This window comes from Streptomyces sp. NPDC086077 (assembly GCF_040686175.1).
Lineage (GTDB): Bacteria > Actinomycetota > Actinomycetes > Streptomycetales > Streptomycetaceae > Streptomyces.
The window spans coordinates 1-15,045 of sequence record NZ_JBFBJT010000166.1 but is presented as its reverse complement, the minus strand read 5'-3'; the positions used below and the strand labels follow the sequence as shown (position 1 = coordinate 15,045).

General features: G+C 69.7%; 20 protein-coding genes, 1 tRNA gene and 1 riboswitch. Of the genes, 13 read left to right on the top strand and 8 right to left on the bottom strand.

What is annotated here, in order from left to right:
- The 5 genes from AB0O67_RS31930 to AB0O67_RS31910 form a co-directional block, all read left to right on the top strand.
- Positions 1–849 (top strand): amino acid permease (locus AB0O67_RS31930; RefSeq protein ID WP_365457722.1); only part of this gene is annotated, 849 nt, incomplete at its 5' end.
- A gap of 132 nt (positions 850–981) precedes the next feature.
- Positions 982–1,404 carry a M67 family metallopeptidase gene (locus AB0O67_RS31925; RefSeq protein ID WP_365457719.1) on the top strand — a complete coding sequence of 141 codons (423 nt, stop codon included), beginning with the start codon at positions 982–984 and terminating at the stop codon, positions 1,402–1,404.
- 79 nt (positions 1,405–1,483) lie between these two features.
- The gene (locus AB0O67_RS31920) at positions 1,484–1,579 is read left to right on the top strand and encodes a putative leader peptide (RefSeq protein ID WP_365457717.1); all 96 of its coding nucleotides are present in this window, start codon (positions 1,484–1,486) and stop codon (positions 1,577–1,579) included.
- A 116-nt stretch (positions 1,580–1,695) separates the two neighbouring features.
- Entirely contained in the window at positions 1,696–1,974 is a 279-nt protein-coding gene (locus tag AB0O67_RS31915; RefSeq protein ID WP_365457714.1) for a MoaD/ThiS family protein, read from the top strand.
- Positions 1,975–1,987: 13 nt separating this feature from the next.
- Positions 1,988–2,938: a cysteine synthase gene (locus tag AB0O67_RS31910; RefSeq protein WP_365457711.1), complete on the top strand. Its 951-nt coding sequence runs from the start codon at positions 1,988–1,990 to the stop codon at positions 2,936–2,938.
- 25 nt (positions 2,939–2,963) lie between these two features.
- Here AB0O67_RS31910 and AB0O67_RS31905 read toward each other — a convergent pair whose 3' ends face one another.
- A complete protein-coding gene (locus AB0O67_RS31905) occupies positions 2,964–3,410 on the bottom strand; it encodes a type II toxin-antitoxin system PemK/MazF family toxin (RefSeq protein WP_365457708.1) in 447 nt (148 codons plus the stop codon).
- A 195-nt stretch (positions 3,411–3,605) separates the two neighbouring features.
- On the opposite strand from AB0O67_RS31905, the gene AB0O67_RS31900 reads away from it, so the two are divergent.
- On the top strand, positions 3,606–4,358 hold the full coding sequence (locus tag AB0O67_RS31900; RefSeq protein ID WP_365457705.1) for an MBL fold metallo-hydrolase: 753 nt from the start codon (positions 3,606–3,608) through the stop codon (positions 4,356–4,358).
- A gap of 84 nt (positions 4,359–4,442) precedes the next feature.
- Here AB0O67_RS31900 and AB0O67_RS31895 read toward each other — a convergent pair whose 3' ends face one another.
- Both AB0O67_RS31895 and AB0O67_RS31890 read right to left on the bottom strand, forming a co-directional pair.
- On the bottom strand, positions 4,443–5,708 hold the full coding sequence (locus tag AB0O67_RS31895; RefSeq protein ID WP_365457702.1) for a PTS transporter subunit EIIC: 1,266 nt from the start codon (positions 5,706–5,708) through the stop codon (positions 4,443–4,445).
- 179 nt (positions 5,709–5,887) lie between these two features.
- Entirely contained in the window at positions 5,888–7,174 is a 1,287-nt protein-coding gene (locus AB0O67_RS31890; protein ID WP_365457699.1) for a PTS transporter subunit EIIC, read from the bottom strand.
- A 184-nt stretch (positions 7,175–7,358) separates the two neighbouring features.
- Between AB0O67_RS31890 and AB0O67_RS31885 the strand changes: the two genes are divergently transcribed.
- From AB0O67_RS31885 to rdgB, 4 genes are all read left to right on the top strand, one after another.
- Complete coding sequence (locus AB0O67_RS31885; protein WP_365457696.1) at positions 7,359–7,592, top strand: PTS glucose/sucrose transporter subunit IIB; 234 nt, start codon at positions 7,359–7,361, stop codon at positions 7,590–7,592.
- 97 nt (positions 7,593–7,689) lie between these two features.
- A complete protein-coding gene (gene rph / locus AB0O67_RS31880) occupies positions 7,690–8,427 on the top strand; it encodes a ribonuclease PH (protein ID WP_365457693.1) in 738 nt (245 codons plus the stop codon).
- 180 nt (positions 8,428–8,607) lie between these two features.
- Positions 8,608–9,009 (top strand): hypothetical protein, encoded by a 402-nt coding sequence (locus AB0O67_RS31875; RefSeq protein ID WP_365457690.1) that lies wholly within the window; start codon positions 8,608–8,610, stop codon positions 9,007–9,009.
- 62 nt (positions 9,010–9,071) lie between these two features.
- Positions 9,072–9,674: an RdgB/HAM1 family non-canonical purine NTP pyrophosphatase gene (gene rdgB, locus AB0O67_RS31870; RefSeq protein ID WP_365457687.1), complete on the top strand. Its 603-nt coding sequence runs from the start codon at positions 9,072–9,074 to the stop codon at positions 9,672–9,674.
- A 56-nt stretch (positions 9,675–9,730) separates the two neighbouring features.
- On the opposite strand, the gene AB0O67_RS31865 is transcribed toward rdgB, so the two are convergent.
- The 4 genes from AB0O67_RS31865 to bcp form a co-directional block, all read right to left on the bottom strand.
- Positions 9,731–9,803, bottom strand: a tRNA-Leu gene (locus AB0O67_RS31865).
- A 51-nt stretch (positions 9,804–9,854) separates the two neighbouring features.
- Positions 9,855–10,520: an HNH endonuclease gene (locus AB0O67_RS31860; protein ID WP_365457684.1), complete on the bottom strand. Its 666-nt coding sequence runs from the start codon at positions 10,518–10,520 to the stop codon at positions 9,855–9,857.
- On the bottom strand, positions 10,517–11,170 hold the full coding sequence (locus AB0O67_RS31855; protein ID WP_365457681.1) for an HNH endonuclease signature motif containing protein: 654 nt from the start codon (positions 11,168–11,170) through the stop codon (positions 10,517–10,519). The genes AB0O67_RS31860 and AB0O67_RS31855 overlap by 4 nt, the downstream gene beginning before the upstream one ends.
- 139 nt (positions 11,171–11,309) lie before the next feature.
- A complete protein-coding gene (gene bcp / locus AB0O67_RS31850) occupies positions 11,310–11,777 on the bottom strand; it encodes a thioredoxin-dependent thiol peroxidase (protein ID WP_365457678.1) in 468 nt (155 codons plus the stop codon).
- A 93-nt stretch (positions 11,778–11,870) separates the two neighbouring features.
- Here bcp and AB0O67_RS31845 point away from each other — a divergent pair, with 93 nt between their 5' ends.
- The 3 genes from AB0O67_RS31845 (at position 11,871) to AB0O67_RS31835 (ending at position 13,093) form a co-directional block, all read left to right on the top strand.
- Positions 11,871–12,200, top strand: a complete 330-nt coding sequence (locus AB0O67_RS31845; RefSeq protein ID WP_365457675.1) for a DUF3618 domain-containing protein — start codon at positions 11,871–11,873, stop codon at positions 12,198–12,200.
- A 95-nt stretch (positions 12,201–12,295) separates the two neighbouring features.
- Positions 12,296–12,598, top strand: a complete 303-nt coding sequence (locus tag AB0O67_RS31840; RefSeq protein ID WP_258021436.1) for a co-chaperone GroES — start codon at positions 12,296–12,298, stop codon at positions 12,596–12,598.
- 67 nt (positions 12,599–12,665) lie between these two features.
- Positions 12,666–12,738, top strand: a riboswitch (guanidine-III (ykkC-III) riboswitch).
- Positions 12,739–12,772: 34 nt separating this feature from the next.
- Positions 12,773–13,093 (top strand): multidrug efflux SMR transporter, encoded by a 321-nt coding sequence (locus AB0O67_RS31835; RefSeq protein WP_365457672.1) that lies wholly within the window; start codon positions 12,773–12,775, stop codon positions 13,091–13,093.
- A gap of 12 nt (positions 13,094–13,105) precedes the next feature.
- On the opposite strand, the gene AB0O67_RS31830 is transcribed toward AB0O67_RS31835, so the two are convergent.
- The coding region (locus AB0O67_RS31830; RefSeq protein WP_365457669.1) for a transglycosylase domain-containing protein at positions 13,106–15,045 on the bottom strand (1,940 nt) is incomplete at its 5' end.

Below are 15,045 nucleotides of genomic sequence, written 5' to 3'. Positions count from 1 at the left end.
GTCTCCAACCTCTGGGCCTTCGACGGCTTCTTCCCCAAGGGCATCGGCTCGTCCCTGATGACCCTCCAGGGCGTCATGTTCGCCTACCTCGCCGTCGAGCTGGTCGGTGTCACGGCCGGCGAGTCCGAGAACCCCGAGAAGACCCTCCCCAAGGCGATCAACACCCTGCCGTGGCGTATCGCCCTGTTCTACGTCGGTGCCCTCACCGTCATCCTCTGCGTCGTGAAGTGGACCGAGTTCGCGCCAGGCGTCAGCCCCTTCGTAGAGGCCTTCGCGCAGATCGGCATCCCGGCGGGCGCGGCCATCGTCAACTTCGTCGTGCTCACCGCGGCGCTGTCGTCCTGCAACTCGGGCATGTACTCGACGGGCCGCATGCTGCGGAACCTGGCCGAGAGCGGCGAGGCCCCCCGCGCCTTCACCAAGCTGTCGTCGACCAAGACGCCCGCCCTGGGCATCCTCGTCTCCGTGTGCTTCATGGGCATCGGCGTGGTCCTGAACTACGTCGTCCCGGAGAAGGCCTTCGGCTACGTCACCTCGATCGCCACCGCCGCCGGCATCTGGACCTGGCTGATGATCCTGATCAGCCACGTCCTGTACCGCCGCGCGGTGGAGGCGGGCCGGCTGCCCGCCTCCTCCTTCCCGGCACCGGGTGGCGCGAAGTGCTCGTACGTCGCCATCGCGTTCCTGCTCTTCGTGACCGGCATCATCGCCTACGACGCCGACGCCCGCGTCTGCCTCTACGTGATGGCCGGCTGGGCCGCCGCTCTGGGGATCGGCTGGATGATCCTCAAGGCACGCAACCCGCAGATCGCCGAGCGCCGTACGTCGGAGTTCGAGAAGGTCGGCTGACCAACGCCGAGGACGTCCGGCGGCAGCGAGCACTCGTGGTGCTCCCTGCCGCCGCCGCTCAGGGCGTCCGGCATGTGGGCCGTCCCGTACCACCCCTCGGTACGGGACGGCCTTCTGCTTATCCTGACGAGCATGCTGACCATCACCCAGGCCCTGTACGACCAGATCGTCGCCCACGCGCGTGAGGACCACCCTGACGAGGCGTGCGGCGTGGTCGCGGGCCCGGTGGGCGAGGGGCGTCCCGAGCGCTTCATCCCGATGCTGAACGCCGCCCGCTCGCCCACCTTCTACGAGTTCGACTCCGGTGATCTCCTCAAGCTCTACCGTGAGATGGACGACCGTGACGAGGATCCGGTGATCATCTACCACTCGCACACGGCGACCGAGGCCTACCCCTCCCGCACGGACATCTCCTACGCCAACGAGCCCGGCGCCCACTACGTCCTCGTCTCCACCGCCGACACCGACGGCCTCGGCGACTTCCAGTTCCGTTCCTTCCGGATCGTCGAGGGCGAGGTCACGGAGGAGGAGGTCAGGGTCGTCGAAACCTACTGATCCCGGGATTCGGTCAGAATTCATCCACCATCCGAGATCACATTCCAGGACCCGGACCAGGAATCGATACGATGAGCCCATGGTTTTCCTCGACGTGAGCGACAAGACGCCGGGCGCCCTGCTCGTGGCGCGGCTGCACGTCGACCTGTGCAGGCTCGCCAGCGCCATCTGTTGACGCCGACGCCTGCCGCCGTACGGCCGTGAGCCGCGGCGCGACGTACGCACGATCTGCTGTCACCGCGCTGCCGCGCGCCCACCGAACCTGACTTCTCCCGACAGGAGCCCTGAGCCATGGCCATCGAGGTCCGCATCCCCACCATCCTCCGCCAGTACACCGACGGCCAGAAGGCCGTCGACGGCACCGGGGCCACCCTCGCCGACCTGTTCGCCGACCTCGACACCCGGCACGCGGGCATCCAGGCCCGCATCGTGGACGGCGACCAGCTGCGCCGCTTCGTCAACGTCTACCTGAACGACGAGGACGTCCGCTTCCTCGACGGCATCAACACCAAGCTGACCGACGGCGACAACGTCACGATCCTGCCGGCCGTGGCCGGCGGCATGGCCTGAGGCTCCGGCCGCGATGCGATACGACTCCCCGCTGGCCGCGGTGGGCAACACCCCGTTGGTGCGCCTGCCGCGGCTCTCGCCGTCCGCCGAGGTCCGGATCTGGGCCAAGCTGGAGGACCGCAACCCGACCGGCTCGATCAAGGACCGCCCGGCCCTGCACATGATCGAGCAGGCGGAGAAGGACGGCCGGCTCACCCCGGGCTGCACCATTTTGGAGCCGACCTCCGGCAACACCGGCATCTCCCTCGCCATGGCGGCCAAGCTCAAGGGCTACCGCATGGTGTGCGTGATGCCCGAGAACACCTCGCAGGAACGCCGGGACCTGCTCGGCATGTGGGGCGCGGAGATCATCTCCTCACCGGCCGCGGGCGGCTCGAACACCGCCGTACGCGTCGCCAAGGAGCTGGCCGCCGAGCACCCCGAGTGGGTGATGCTCTACCAGTACGGCAACCCGGACAACGCCGGCGCGCACTACGCCACCACCGGCCCGGAGATCCTCGCCGACCTGCCCTCCCTCACGCACTTCGTCGCCGGCCTCGGCACCACGGGCACCCTCATGGGCGTCGGCCGCTTCCTGCGCGAGCAGCGGCCGGACGTGAAGATCGTCGCCGCCGAGCCGCGCTACGACGACCTGGTGTACGGCCTGCGCAACCTCGACGAGGGCTTCGTACCGGAGCTGTACGACGCCTCCGTGCTGACCACCCGGTTCTCGGTGGGCTCCGCCGACGCGGTCACCCGCACACGTGAACTGCTCCAGCAGGAGGGCATCTTCGCGGGCGTCTCCACCGGCGCGGCCCTGCACGCGGCGATCGGCGTCGGCAACAAGGCGCTGAAGGCCGGCGAGAGCGCGGACATCGTGTTCGTCGTGGCGGACGGCGGCTGGAAGTACCTCTCCACGGGCGTCTACACGGCGGCGACGACGGAGGAAGCGATCGAGACCCTGCGGGGGCAGCTCTGGGCGTGAGGAACGCCCCCGCAAGCGTCAGAACCTAGGTCGCCAGGTGGCGGACCTGGTCCCACAGGACCGGGTCCACCACCCCGACCCGGCGCCGGAAGTCCCACAGCGCGACCTCGCGCAGTTCGTCCGTCTCCAGGAAGCTCGTCCGGCCCTGGGTGTCGCCGACCGAGCCCGGCGGCAGCGGGATCACCCCGGCCCGCTCGTCGTGGTACTTGCTGGTGATCTTCGCGACCGTCGCCCGCCGCCCGTGCACCGCCAGCACCAGGCACGGCCGGTCCTTGGCACCGGGTCCGTCCCCGTAGGGCACGTTGGCCCACCAGATCTCCGCCGCCCGCGGCCGGGCGGCCGGTCCCTCCGCGCGACCCGGTGGCCGCGTCCGACGGCCTGTGGGCCGCCGCCGCCCCCAGCCGTCCACGAGCGCGGCGACCAGCGCGAGCAGCACCACCGCTGCGAGTGCCAACCACCAGGACGTGTCCATACGATGACGTTACCGGCGCACGCACCCGCACGCGCGCCCTCCGCCGCGCCGCGCGTCCAGCCGAACCGGTGACAGCACAGGTGAGTTCCCCCACAACGGCCCCTGGCGGAGGAGCGACCGGACGTTTCGCGCCTTACGCTCGACGGACCGCACGACCCCCGTTACTCCCCATCCGCCCGCGGAGGTTTCTGCTTCATGAAGCTCACCGTCGTCGGCTGCTCCGGGTCGTTCCCGTCCGCGGAATCGGCCTGTTCGAGCTACCTCGTCGAGGCCGACGGCTTCCGGCTGCTCCTCGACATGGGCAATGGCGCCCTGGGCGAGTTGCAGCGCCACTGCGGTCTCTACGACCTCGACGCGATCTTCCTCAGCCATCTGCACGCCGACCACTGCATCGACATGCTCGGCTACTTCGTGGCGCGCTACTACCGCCACGACGGCGGCCGCTGCGCCCCCCTCCCGGTCTACGGCCCCGAGGGCACCGAGCACCGTCTGACCACCGCCTACGCCGACACCCCGTCGGCCTCCTCGATGAGCGAGGTCTTCGACTTCCACACGGTCAAGCCGTCCACGTTCGACATCGGCCCCTTCACGGTGCACACCGAACGGGTGGCCCACCCCGTGGAGGCGTACGGCATCCGGGTCGAGCACGCCGGACGGACGCTGACCTACTCCGGCGACACCGGTGTCAGCGGCGCGCTGGACGAACTGGCCCGGGACGCCGACCTCTTCCTGTGCGAGGCCGCCTTCACGCACGGCAAGGAGCACATCCCCGACCTGCACCTCAACGGCCGCGAGGCGGGCGAGACGGCGGCCCGGGCAGGTGCCCGCCGGCTGCTCCTCACCCACATCCCCCCGTGGACCGACCCGCAGGTCAACCTCGCCGACGCCCGCGCGGTGTACGACGGTCCGGCGGAACTGGCGCTGCCCAGGAAGTCGTACGAGATCTGATCCGCGCGACGCACACGGCCCACGACATGACGAAGGCCCCCGGACGCCGTCCGGGGGCCTTCGTGCGGTCGGGACCGACCGGGCCTACTTGGCCTCGGCCTTCTGCAGTTCGGCCAGTTCCTCGTCGGACTCGCGGCCCGGCGTCGGCAGGTTGAACTTGGTGATCGCGAAGCGGAAGACCACGTAGTAGACCGCCGCGAAGCAGAGGCCCACCAGGGCCAGGCCCCACGGGTTGGTCGCGATGCCCAGGTTCAGGAAGAAGTCGACCGCGCCGGCCGAGAAGCCGAAGCCGTCCTTCATGCCCAGCGCCCAGGTCAGCGCCATCGACACACCGGTCAGCACCGCGTGCAGGGCGTACAGCACCGGCGCGATGAACATGAAGGTGAACTCGATCGGCTCGGTGACACCGGTGACGAACGAGGTCAGCGCGAGGGAGAACATCATGCCGCCGACGACCTTGCGGCGCTCCGGGCGGGCGCAGTGCACGATCGCGAGGCAGGCGGCGGGCAGGGCGAACATCATGATCGGGAAGAAGCCGGTCATGAACTGGCCCGCGGTCGGGTCACCGGCCAGGAAGCGGGCGATGTCGCCGCTCTTGCCCTCGTACTCGCCCGCCTGGAACCACGGGAAGGAGTTCAGCAGGTGGTGCATGCCGATCGGGATCAGCGCGCGGTTGGCGACACCGAAGATGCCCGCGCCGACCGCGCCGGAGCCGACCAGCCACTCACCGAAGTTGTGCAGACCCGTGCCGAGCACCGGCCAGATGTAGCCGAAGACGATGCCGATGATCAGGCCCGCGAAGGCCGCCAGGATCGGGACCAGGCGGCGGCCGCCGAAGAAGCCCGCCCAGTCGGGCAGCTTGGTGCGGTAGAAGCGCTGGTAGAGCAGCGCGACGACGAGGCCCATGACCACACCGCCGAGCACCTTGGCGTCCACCGCCTGCTCGACCATGACGATCTTGCCGTCGACGATCGCTTCCTTCTTCGGCAGGCTGCCGTCGGTGAAGGTGCCGAGCACGTTCTTGAAGACCAGGTAGCCGACGACGGCCGCGAGGGCGGTCGAGCCGTCCGACTTCTTCGCGAAGCCGATCGCGATGCCCACCGCGAAGAGCAGGGCCATGTTGTCGAGAATGGCGTTGCCGCCGGCCGTCATGAAGCCCGCGATCTTCGTGAGGAAGGCGGGGTACTCCGGGTCGCCGAGCATGTCGGCGTTGCCGAAGCGGACCAGCAGCGCGGCGGCGGGCAGCACGGCCACCGGCAGCATCAGGCTGCGGCCGATACGCTGCATGACAGCCATCGTGCCGGAGCCCTTCTTCTTCTCGGCCGCGGGAGCGGCGCTGGCCGTGGACACAACTTCCTCCAGTGGGCATGGCGCCGCCCAGCAACGGAAAGGGAAGGGGGACGGCGGCGTCCAGGTGGTCTACACCATCAGTGGTGTAGACCTGTTGTAGCACGATGAAGGCAGCATAAGGAACCCGCGATTCTTGCTACCGAGCCGCTACCCGCAGTGCCCGCACTTCACGGCCTGGGTCAGGACTTGGTGACGTCCTCGACCTCGTCCTCCGCCTCCCGTCCGGGGGTCTTCAGATCGAACCTGGTGATCGCGAACCGGAAGATCGCGTAATAGACGGCCGCGAAGGCCAGCCCGATCGGCACCAGCAACCACGGTTTCGTCGCGAGGTTCCAGTTGATGACGTAGTCGATCAGACCCGCCGAGAAGCTGAAGCCGTCCTTCGCGCCCAGCCCCCATGACACCGCCATCGACACACCGGTCAGAAGGGCGTGGATGACGTAGAGGGCGGGGGCGACGAAGAGGAACGAGTACTCCAGGGGCTCGATGATGCCGGTGACGAACGACGTCAGGGCCACCGACAGCATCAGGCCGCCGACCTCCTTGCGACGGTGGGGCCTGGCGCAGTGCGTCATGGCGAGGGCCGCGGCGGGCAGCGCGAACATCATGATCGGGAAGAAGCCCGTGGTGAACTGGCCCGCGTCCGGGTCGCCCGCCAGGAACATGTTGATGTCGCCGTGCACCACCGTGCCGTCCGGCGCGGCGTACGTGCCGAACTGGAACCAGATTGGCACGTTCAGGAACTGGTGCAGGCCGACGACGAGCAGCGCCCGGTTCGCGATCCCGAAGACGCCCGCGCCCCACGCGCCCAGATCGCTCATCCAGTCGCTGAAGCTCTCCAGCCCCGCGCCGATCGGCGGCCAGACCCACAGACACAGCGCCGCGAACGCGATCGCCACGAACGCCATGATGATCGGCACGAGCCGCCGGCCGTTGAAGAAGCCGAGCCAGTCCACCAGCTTCGTACGGTGGTAGCGCTGCCAGAAGAAGGCGGACAGCAGCCCCATGACGATGCCGCCGAAGACCCCCGGGTTCTGGTACGTGAAGACCGACACCGTCCCGTCGTTGGCCTGGCAGCCCGCGACGATCACCCGCGCCCCGGCCGCGCACCCCTGCGGGAACTGACGCAGCACCGAGTAGTAGACGAGGAACCCCGCCACCGCCGCCAGCGCCGTCGAACCGTCCGACTTCTTCGCCATGCCGATCGCCACACCGACACAGAAGAGAAGGGGAAGCCCCAGGGCACTGTCGAGCAGCGCCCCGCCCGCGCCCGCCATGACCTTGGAGACATCGGTCCAGCCGAGCCCCTCGTCGCCGAACAGGTCCGGCTGACCGAGCCGGTTGAGGATGCCCGCGGCCGGCAGGACGGCGATGGGAAGCTGAAGGCTGCGCCCCATCTTCTGCATGCCCTGGAAGAGGGTGCTCCAGCGGCTGCGGGCGGGGCGGGCGACGCTGTCGGCACTCATCGGACTCCTCCCGGAGACACCGGGTTTGGCGAGCGTCCGCCAGGTGGTGTAGACCAGTCGGCGGAAGGTTCCGCTGTCGTGACGCCATCATTCGGTACCCAGGCCATGACCGCTCGCGAAGCTGGGCCAACTGTGGGTTACTGCGTGAAAGCGCTTCGGACCAGGTCGCATCAGGGAGAAGGACATGGCCAGCAAGGCTGAGAAGATCGTTGCCGGGCTCGGCGGCATCGACAACATCGAAGAGGTCGAGGGCTGCATCACGCGGCTGCGGGTCGAGGTGTCCGACCCCGCGCTGGTCGACGACGCCGCCCTCAAGGGCGCCGGCGCCCACGGCGTCGTGAAGATGGGCAGCGCCATCCAGGTCGTCATCGGCACCGACGCCGACCCGCTCGCAGCGGACATCGAAGACATGATGTGAGCCCCGGCTCAGCTCCGTGAGGGGCCCTTCCCGCACCAGGAAGGGCCCCTTCCGTATACCGGTCCGAGCAGGGACGACGGGAGGCTAGGCTCGACCCATGTCTCGAATCGACGGCCGCACCCCCGAACAGCTCCGCCCGGTCACCATCGAACGCGGCTGGAGCAAGCACGCCGAGGGCTCCGTCCTCGTCTCCTTCGGCGACACCAAGGTCTTCTGCACCGCCTCCGTCACCGAGGGAGTCCCGCGCTGGCGCAAGGGCAGCGGCGAGGGCTGGGTCACCGCCGAGTACGCGATGCTGCCCCGCTCCACCAACACCCGGGGCGACCGCGAGTCGGTCAAGGGCAGGATCGGCGGCCGTACACACGAGATCTCCCGCCTCATCGGCCGCTCCCTGCGCGCGGTCATCGACTACAAGGCGCTCGGCGAGAACACCATCGTCCTCGACTGCGACGTCCTCCAGGCCGACGGCGGCACCCGCACCGCCGCCATCACCGGCGCGTACGTCGCCCTGGCCGACGCCGTCGCCTGGGCCCAGGGCAAGAAGCTGATCCGGGCCGGCCGTCAGCCCCTCACCGGCACCGTCAGCGCTGTCTCGGTCGGCATCGTCGGTGGCGTCCCGCTGCTCGACCTCTGCTACGAGGAGGACGTGCGCGCCGAGACCGACATGAACGTCGTCTGCACCGGCGACGGACGGTTCGTCGAGGTCCAGGGCACCGCGGAGGCCGAGCCGTTCGCGCGGGAGGAGCTCAACGCGCTGCTCGACCTGGCGGTGGCCGGCTGCACGGAACTCTCCGCGCTGCAGCGGGCCGCACTGGAAGCGACCGGCCAGAAGTAGGACGCGGACGGCCGCCGCGCGCAGCGCGCGGAAGGTAAAGGGCGCACAAAAAGTGGTGGTCGGTGCGGGCAACCGTACCGGCCGTCGCCGCGTCTCATGAGTTACGGGCGCACGGCTCATCCCTGTGCGCCCGGCCACCAGCCGGGCCCGTCGGGCCCGATCCGAGGGAGGGACCGTTCCATGGCCGCGAGCCGCCGCCGACGCCGTACCGCAGCCGTCGCCGCCACCTTGGCGGCCGTCGCGCTGACCGCCGGGCTGACCACCGGCTGCGACGCCGTGAGCAAGGCACTCGACTGCGTCCAGACCGCCGACGCCATCGCCGACAGCGTCACGGACCTCCAGCAGGCCGTCGAAAGCGCCGCGAACGACCCGACGCAGCTCGCGGAGTCCCTCGACTCCATCGAGCAGAACCTCGGCGAGATCGGCGACAAGACCGACAACGCCGACGTCAACAAGGCGGTGGACGACCTCCAGCAGGCCGTGGACAACGTCCGTACGTCGGTGGAGAACGGCGACGAGACCCCCGACATCAGCCCGATCACGGACGCGGCCGGCGAGCTGACCAAGGTCTGCACGCCGTAACGCGCGTGGCGGGTGTGCCGGGACACCGGGGGCGTGGACGCCGGGGCCTGGATACTGAGGGCATGACCCGCTTGATCCTCGCCACCCGCAACCCCGGAAAGATCACCGAGCTGAAGGCGATCCTCGCCGACGCAGGTCTGACGCACGATCTCGTCGGCGCGGACGCCTACCCCGACATCCCCGACGTCCGGGAGACGGGCGTGACCTTCGCCGAGAACGCCCTGCTCAAAGCCCACGCCCTCGCGCAGGCCACCGGCCTGCCCGCGGTCGCCGACGACTCCGGCCTGTGCGTCGACGTCCTCGGCGGCGCGCCGGGCATCTTCTCGGCCCGCTGGTCCGGCCGGCACGGCGACGACCGCGCCAACCTCGAACTGCTGCTGGCCCAGCTGTCCGACATCGCCGAGGAGCACCGCGGCGCCCACTTCGCCTGCGCGGCGGCGCTCGCCCTGCCGGACGGCACGGAGCGGGTGGTCGAGGGCCGCCTGACGGGCGCCCTGCGCCACGAGCCGGCCGGCACCCACGGCTTCGGCTACGACCCGATCCTCCAGCCCGAGGGCGAGACACGGACCTGCGCGGAGCTGAGCCCCGACGAGAAGAACGCCATCAGCCACCGGGGGAAGGCGTTCCGGGCGTTGGTGCCGGTGGTGCGGGAGTTGTTGGGCTGATCCATGGAACAGGCCCCGCACCGTGGAATCGAAGGTGCGGGGCCCTGTCCTACCTGTGCGCCCGGTCGGATTCGAACCGACAAACACGACCACCTAAAGATCGCCGCTCGGCCATTGGCGTACGGGCGCGCCGCGCCCTACTGTACTGGGCCGACCCACAGGTCGGTGAGGAGATGTGGGTCAGAGCGTCGGCCGCCCCCCTCCTCGGCACCATGTACTGGTCACCGCGTGACAGTTGGGACACAGCAGCCGCAGGTTCTCCAGCCGGTTGTCACGCCAGTCCCCGTTGATGTGGTCGACCTCCAGGGTCATGGATCTGCCGAGCCACTCGGGACCGACCCCGCACTCCGCGCACTTCTCCGGGACGTCGACCTCTCGCAGGGCGCGGCGCAGGAGATGCGTGCGTGTCCGCCGCCCTCCGGCGTGCCGGACCAGGATCTCCTCGGCGCTTCTGACCGGGGTCGGCCCCGCCTTTCCTAACTGATGCGCCTGGCCGACGAAGTGGGAGGTGTCGAGACCGTCGTCGTCCACCCACTGACGGAACAGCGAGCGCGCCTGGCTGCGGTAGGGCTCCAGGCCGAGTGCGCGCAGAGCGTCGGCGACGGATGCCGCTCCGGCGACCGCCCGGCGCAACTCGTCGGCACTCGGCTTGCGGGGGCCGGCGGCTCGCCGCCTGCGTGGCATGTGGGAGACGTCGATAGCGAAGTGGTCGAAACGCCGGAAGATATGGCGGCGAAGGTTGCCGTACGGCTCGGTGCCGAAGTAAGCGATGACCTCGTCGATGTCATGGCATTGCGCGGCGGCCTCGGCCAGCTGCGCGCGGGTGTACCGCACCCCGTTGCTCATGCGGCGTACACCGCGGCCCGCCCCTTGCCGCGCCCTCGGTAGGAGTCAGTCGTCGAGTGGCAGTTGGGGCACAGGAACCGCAGGTTCTCGATGCGATTGTCGCGCCAGTTCCCGCTGATGTGATCGACCTCCAGCGGGAGCGGGCTGCCCCGCCAGAGCGGCGCAGTACCGCACAGGGCGCATCGCTCCTTCATGCCAGAGGCAGTCATCGCCCACTTGAGGCGGTCGCTCGGCGTGCGTCGGGCCTGGTCGGCCGGCTGCATGACGAGGAGCCCCTCCGGCGTTCGGGGGCGCCATGGCCTGCCGCGCCGGGACGGCGCCTGGAAGTGGGACGTGTCGATGCCGTAAGCCTTGATCCTCCGGCTGATGTGCGTGTGATGCCCTCCGACGACCTCCAGCCCGAGAAAGCGCAGTACCTCGCACGTGTTCGTCGAGGCCGAGACCGCCTCTTGAAGCACGTCCCGGGTCCACTTGACGCCCTCCCGCTCGAAGTGTGACGTGTCCACCCCCAGCCTTTTCATCCGCTGCCGGATGTAGTCCCGCCCGGAGCTCTTGGGATCAACCCCCAACCACACCAACGCCTCCGACAACGTCCGCGCCCCCCGAGCCGCCTCCTCCAGCCGTTCCTTGGTGTACGCACTCGCAGCCATCGAGCCGCCTCCGTTCACGGTCGTACGTTCCTGGCTCGCACGGAGTAACGAACCGCTCATCCGACAGTCACGCCGGAGACGTGGAGCGGCCCGCACCGGAAGTCATCGGTACGGGCCGCCGAGCTGCGGGAGCGCCGGGTCAGATACCCAGATCCTTGATGATCTTTGCCACGTGGCCCGTCGCCTTGACGTTGTAGAGGGCGCGTTCGACCTTGCCCTCCTCGTCGACGATCACCGTGGAGCGGATGACGCCGACGACCGTCTTGCCGTAGAGCTTCTTCTCGCCGAAGGCGCCGTAGGACTCCAGGACCTGCTTTTCGGGGTCGGCGAGCAGGGTGACCTTCAGGGACTCCTGCTCGCGGAACTTCGCCAGCTTCTCCGGCTTGTCCGGCGAGATGCCGATGACGTCGTAGCCGGCGCCGGCCAGCACGTCGAGGTTGTCCGTGAAGTCGCAGGCCTGCTTGGTGCAGCCTGCCGTCAGTGCCGCGGGGTAGAAGTAGACGATGACCTTGCGGCCCTTGTGGTCCGCGAGGGACACCTCGCGGCCGTCGGCGTCGGGCAGGGTGAAGGCGGGGGCCACGTCCCCGGGCTGGAGTCGTTCGCTCATCGATCCAGCGTAACCGGGGGTCCTGACAGTGCGGCCGCCCAGGGAACTGACAGACTGTCCGGAACAGCATCAGCAGACTTCGGAGGCCGTACGGTGGCGGAATCGTCGGACACCAGAACCCCGGCGCAGATCGAGGCGGACATCAGGCGCCGCCGCGAAGTGCTGGCCGAGACCCTCGACGAGATCGGTGTGCGGGTGCACCCGAAGACGATCGTCGGGGACGCCAAGGCGAAGGTCGTGTCGAATGTCGATCACACCCTGGGACGTGCCTACGTTCAGGTCAACCGGGCGGTGAGCGACGTCAGGCGGCAGTTCGTCGACGAGGAGGGCTCGCCCCGGATGGCCCGCGTGCTGCCCGTCGCGCTGGTCGCCGTCGGCGTCGTCGGGCTGCTCGCGCTCGGCACCCGGCGCCGCAGGCGCTGACCCACCGGCGTACTGATTCCCCGAATGCAGGTAGGTTCAAGGACGTGAGCGGCAACAGAAACGACAGCACCCATCCCGACAAGCTGCCCATCCGGATGCTGCACGACCGTGTGCTCGTGCGGCAGGACACCAGTGAGGGCGAGAGGCGTTCCGGCGGCGGCATCCTGATCCCCGCCACGGCGGCCGTGGGCCGTCGGCTGGCGTGGGCGGAGGTCGTGGCGGTGGGGCAGAACGTACGGGCCGTGGAGCCCGGCGACCGGGTCCTGTACGACCCGGAGGACCGCGCGGAGGTGGAGGTGCGCGGGGTCGCGTACGTCCTGATGCGCGAGCGCGACCTGCACGCGGTGGCCGCAGACCGGTTCGAGGGGTCCGAGGACTCCACGGGGCTGTACCTGTAGGCAAGCGACCCAAAAGGGCTGGTGACCACGGTCACCAGCCCTTTTCCTCTGCCCTCGGCCCCAGCGCCGGGCCCTTTGCTACCTTGGAGAGGCACCCGACGAGACGCGCCGTACCGGGTAGAAGGCAAAGACGACGCACCCCCGTCAGTCGCCTGTCTCCCGGAGGTGCCTCTCATGGCCTGGGTCCTGCTGATCGTCGCCGGCCTGCTCGAAGTCGGCTGGTCGATCGGGATGAAGTACACCGACGGCTTCACCCGGCTCGTCCCCAGCCTGCTCACCGGCGCCGGCATCGTGGCCAGCATGCTGCTGCTCTCGTACGCCGCGAGGTCCCTGCCCATCGGTACCGCCTACGGCGTGTGGGTCGGGATCGGTGCGGCCGGGGCGGCGGTGCTCGGCATGGTGGTGCTGAACGAGCCCGTCACCGCCGCCCGGATCTTCTTCGTCTGTCTGCTGCTGGTCGCCGTCGTGGGCCTGAAGGCGACCTCCGGTCACTGACCGGGCGCGGGCTCACGTCCGGCGCGGGCCCTGCGTTCCCGCCGTCGTCGTGCCTGTGGACGTCCCGCCGCCGGTGGTGCCCCCTGTGGGGCCGCCGGTGGCCGTACCGCCCGTGGTGGGGTCGCCACCGGTGGTGAGACCGCCGTCCGTCGTCCCGCCGTCGCCGGTCGTGCCCCCGTCCGTGGTGGTGCCGCCGTCGGCCTCCCCGCCGGTCGTCCCGCCGTCCGTGGGCGTGCCTCCGGTGGTCGTACCGCCGTCGCCGGTCGTCCCGCCGTCGGTCACGCCGCCCGCCCCGGGGCTCTGCGGATCGCCGGTGCCGGGCGTGCCCTCCTGACTCGGGTCGCCGGTGTCCTGGTCGCGGGTGGGCGGGGCCGGCGGCGTGTACACCACGTCGGCGCCCTCCTGGAGCCGCAGGTCGAAGTCGGTGACCGGGGTGCCCTCCAGGGCGTCCTTGGTGAACTGGGCCCAGATCTCGGCGGGCGCCCCGCCGCCGTTGACGCGCTCCAGACCCATCGCGCCGTACAGCGACCTGTGGGCGGCTGTCTTCGGGTCCTGGCCCATCACCGCGACGACGGTGGCCAGGTCGGGGGTGTAGCCCGCGAACCAGGCCGCCTGGTCCTCCTCCGCGGTGCCCGTCTTGCCCGCCACGGGACGGCCGGCGGCCTGCGCGGCGGTGGCGGTGCCGTTGTCCACGACGCTCTGCAGGACGGACGTCGTGGTGTCGGCGGCCTCGCGGCTGACGGCCTGGGTGGTCCGCCGCTCGGGCATCTCGACCTCGGAGCCGCCCCGGGTCATCTTCTCGATCAGGGTGTACGTGCCGTGCTCGCCGTGGTTCGCGAGCGTCGCGTAGGCCTCCGCCATGTCGAGGACGCTCGCCTGGGCGACACCGAGCGCGATCGACGGGTAGGGGCCCAGCTCCGGCGTGCTGGAGGGCAGGCCGAGATCGACCGCGGTCCGCATGACCTTGTCGGGGCCGACGTCGACGGCCATCTGCGCGTACACCGCGTTCACGGACTTGTCGGTGGCCTCGCGGACGGTGAGGTCGCCGTACGACACCTGGTCCTCGTTCTCCGGCGCGTAGGCGCCGTTCCAGCCCTGCACCGGGCGTTTGTTGGTGCCGTCGTAGAACGTGTTGGGCGTGATGCGGGTGCCGTCCTGGGTGGTCGAGCCGTTCTCGACGGCCGAGGTGAACACCAGTGGCTTGAAGATGGAGCCGACCTGGAAGTCCCGCCGGGTGGCCCCGTTGGTGTACTGCTTCACGTAGTCGATGCCGCCGTACATGGCGACGACCTTGCCCGTCCTGGGGTCGACTGCGGCGCCGCCCGCGCGGACGTAGTTGTCGACCTCGCGGTTCTCCTTGTCCAGCTTGGACATCAGCTTGTCGTTGACGGCCTTCACGAAGGCGTCCTGCCGGGGCTTCTGCAGGGTGGTGGTGATCCGGTAGCCGCCCGCCTCGAGGGACTCCGCGTCGACGACGTCGTGCTCGACCAGGTACTGCTTGATCGCGTCGACGACGTAGCCGCGCTGCCCGGACATCCCGGTCGAGACGGTGGCCTCCTTCGGCATCGGGAATTTCAGGCCGGCGCGCTCGGACCGGGTGAGCCAGCCCTCCTTGACCATGCCGTCCAGGACGTAGTTCCAGCGTGCCTGGGCCGCGGGCCTGCTCTCCGGGTGGGCGACGACGTCGTACTCACTGGGCGCGTTCAGCAGCGCGGCGAGGTAGGCGCCGCGGGCCGCGTCCAGTTCGGTGGCGTCCATGCCGTAGTAGGCCTGGGCGGCGGCCTGGATGCCGTAGGCGTTGCGGCCGAAGTAGCTGGTGTTGAGGTAGCCCTCCAGGATGTCGTTCTTGCTCTTCTCCTGATCGAGCTTGATCGAGATGAAGAACTCCTTGACCTTCCGGGTGACCGTCTGTTCCTGGGCCAGGTAGTAGTTCTTCACGTACTGCTGGGTGA

Bases quoted from the DNA above. Each gene is read 5' to 3' on its own strand.
- AB0O67_RS31925 (WP_365457719.1), top strand. From the start codon at position 982: ATGCTGACCATCACCCAGGCCCTGTACGACCAGATCGTCGCCCACGCG.
- AB0O67_RS31920 (WP_365457717.1), top strand. From the start codon at position 1,484: ATGGTTTTCCTCGACGTGAGCGACAAGACGCCGGGCGCCCTGCTCGTG.
- AB0O67_RS31915 (WP_365457714.1), top strand. From the start codon at position 1,696: ATGGCCATCGAGGTCCGCATCCCCACCATCCTCCGCCAGTACACCGAC.
- AB0O67_RS31910 (WP_365457711.1), top strand. From the start codon at position 1,988: ATGCGATACGACTCCCCGCTGGCCGCGGTGGGCAACACCCCGTTGGTG.
- AB0O67_RS31905 (WP_365457708.1), bottom strand. From the start codon at position 3,410: ATGGACACGTCCTGGTGGTTGGCACTCGCAGCGGTGGTGCTGCTCGCG.
- AB0O67_RS31900 (WP_365457705.1), top strand. From the start codon at position 3,606: ATGAAGCTCACCGTCGTCGGCTGCTCCGGGTCGTTCCCGTCCGCGGAA.
- AB0O67_RS31890 (WP_365457699.1), bottom strand. From the start codon at position 7,174: ATGAGTGCCGACAGCGTCGCCCGCCCCGCCCGCAGCCGCTGGAGCACC.
- AB0O67_RS31885 (WP_365457696.1), top strand. From the start codon at position 7,359: ATGGCCAGCAAGGCTGAGAAGATCGTTGCCGGGCTCGGCGGCATCGAC.
- rph (WP_365457693.1), top strand. From the start codon at position 7,690: ATGTCTCGAATCGACGGCCGCACCCCCGAACAGCTCCGCCCGGTCACC.
- AB0O67_RS31875 (WP_365457690.1), top strand. From the start codon at position 8,608: ATGGCCGCGAGCCGCCGCCGACGCCGTACCGCAGCCGTCGCCGCCACC.
- rdgB (WP_365457687.1), top strand. From the start codon at position 9,072: ATGACCCGCTTGATCCTCGCCACCCGCAACCCCGGAAAGATCACCGAG.
- AB0O67_RS31860 (WP_365457684.1), bottom strand. From the start codon at position 10,520: ATGAGCAACGGGGTGCGGTACACCCGCGCGCAGCTGGCCGAGGCCGCC.
- AB0O67_RS31855 (WP_365457681.1), bottom strand. From the start codon at position 11,170: ATGGCTGCGAGTGCGTACACCAAGGAACGGCTGGAGGAGGCGGCTCGG.
- bcp (WP_365457678.1), bottom strand. From the start codon at position 11,777: ATGAGCGAACGACTCCAGCCCGGGGACGTGGCCCCCGCCTTCACCCTG.
- AB0O67_RS31840 (WP_258021436.1), top strand. From the start codon at position 12,296: ATGCTGCACGACCGTGTGCTCGTGCGGCAGGACACCAGTGAGGGCGAG.
- AB0O67_RS31835 (WP_365457672.1), top strand. From the start codon at position 12,773: ATGGCCTGGGTCCTGCTGATCGTCGCCGGCCTGCTCGAAGTCGGCTGG.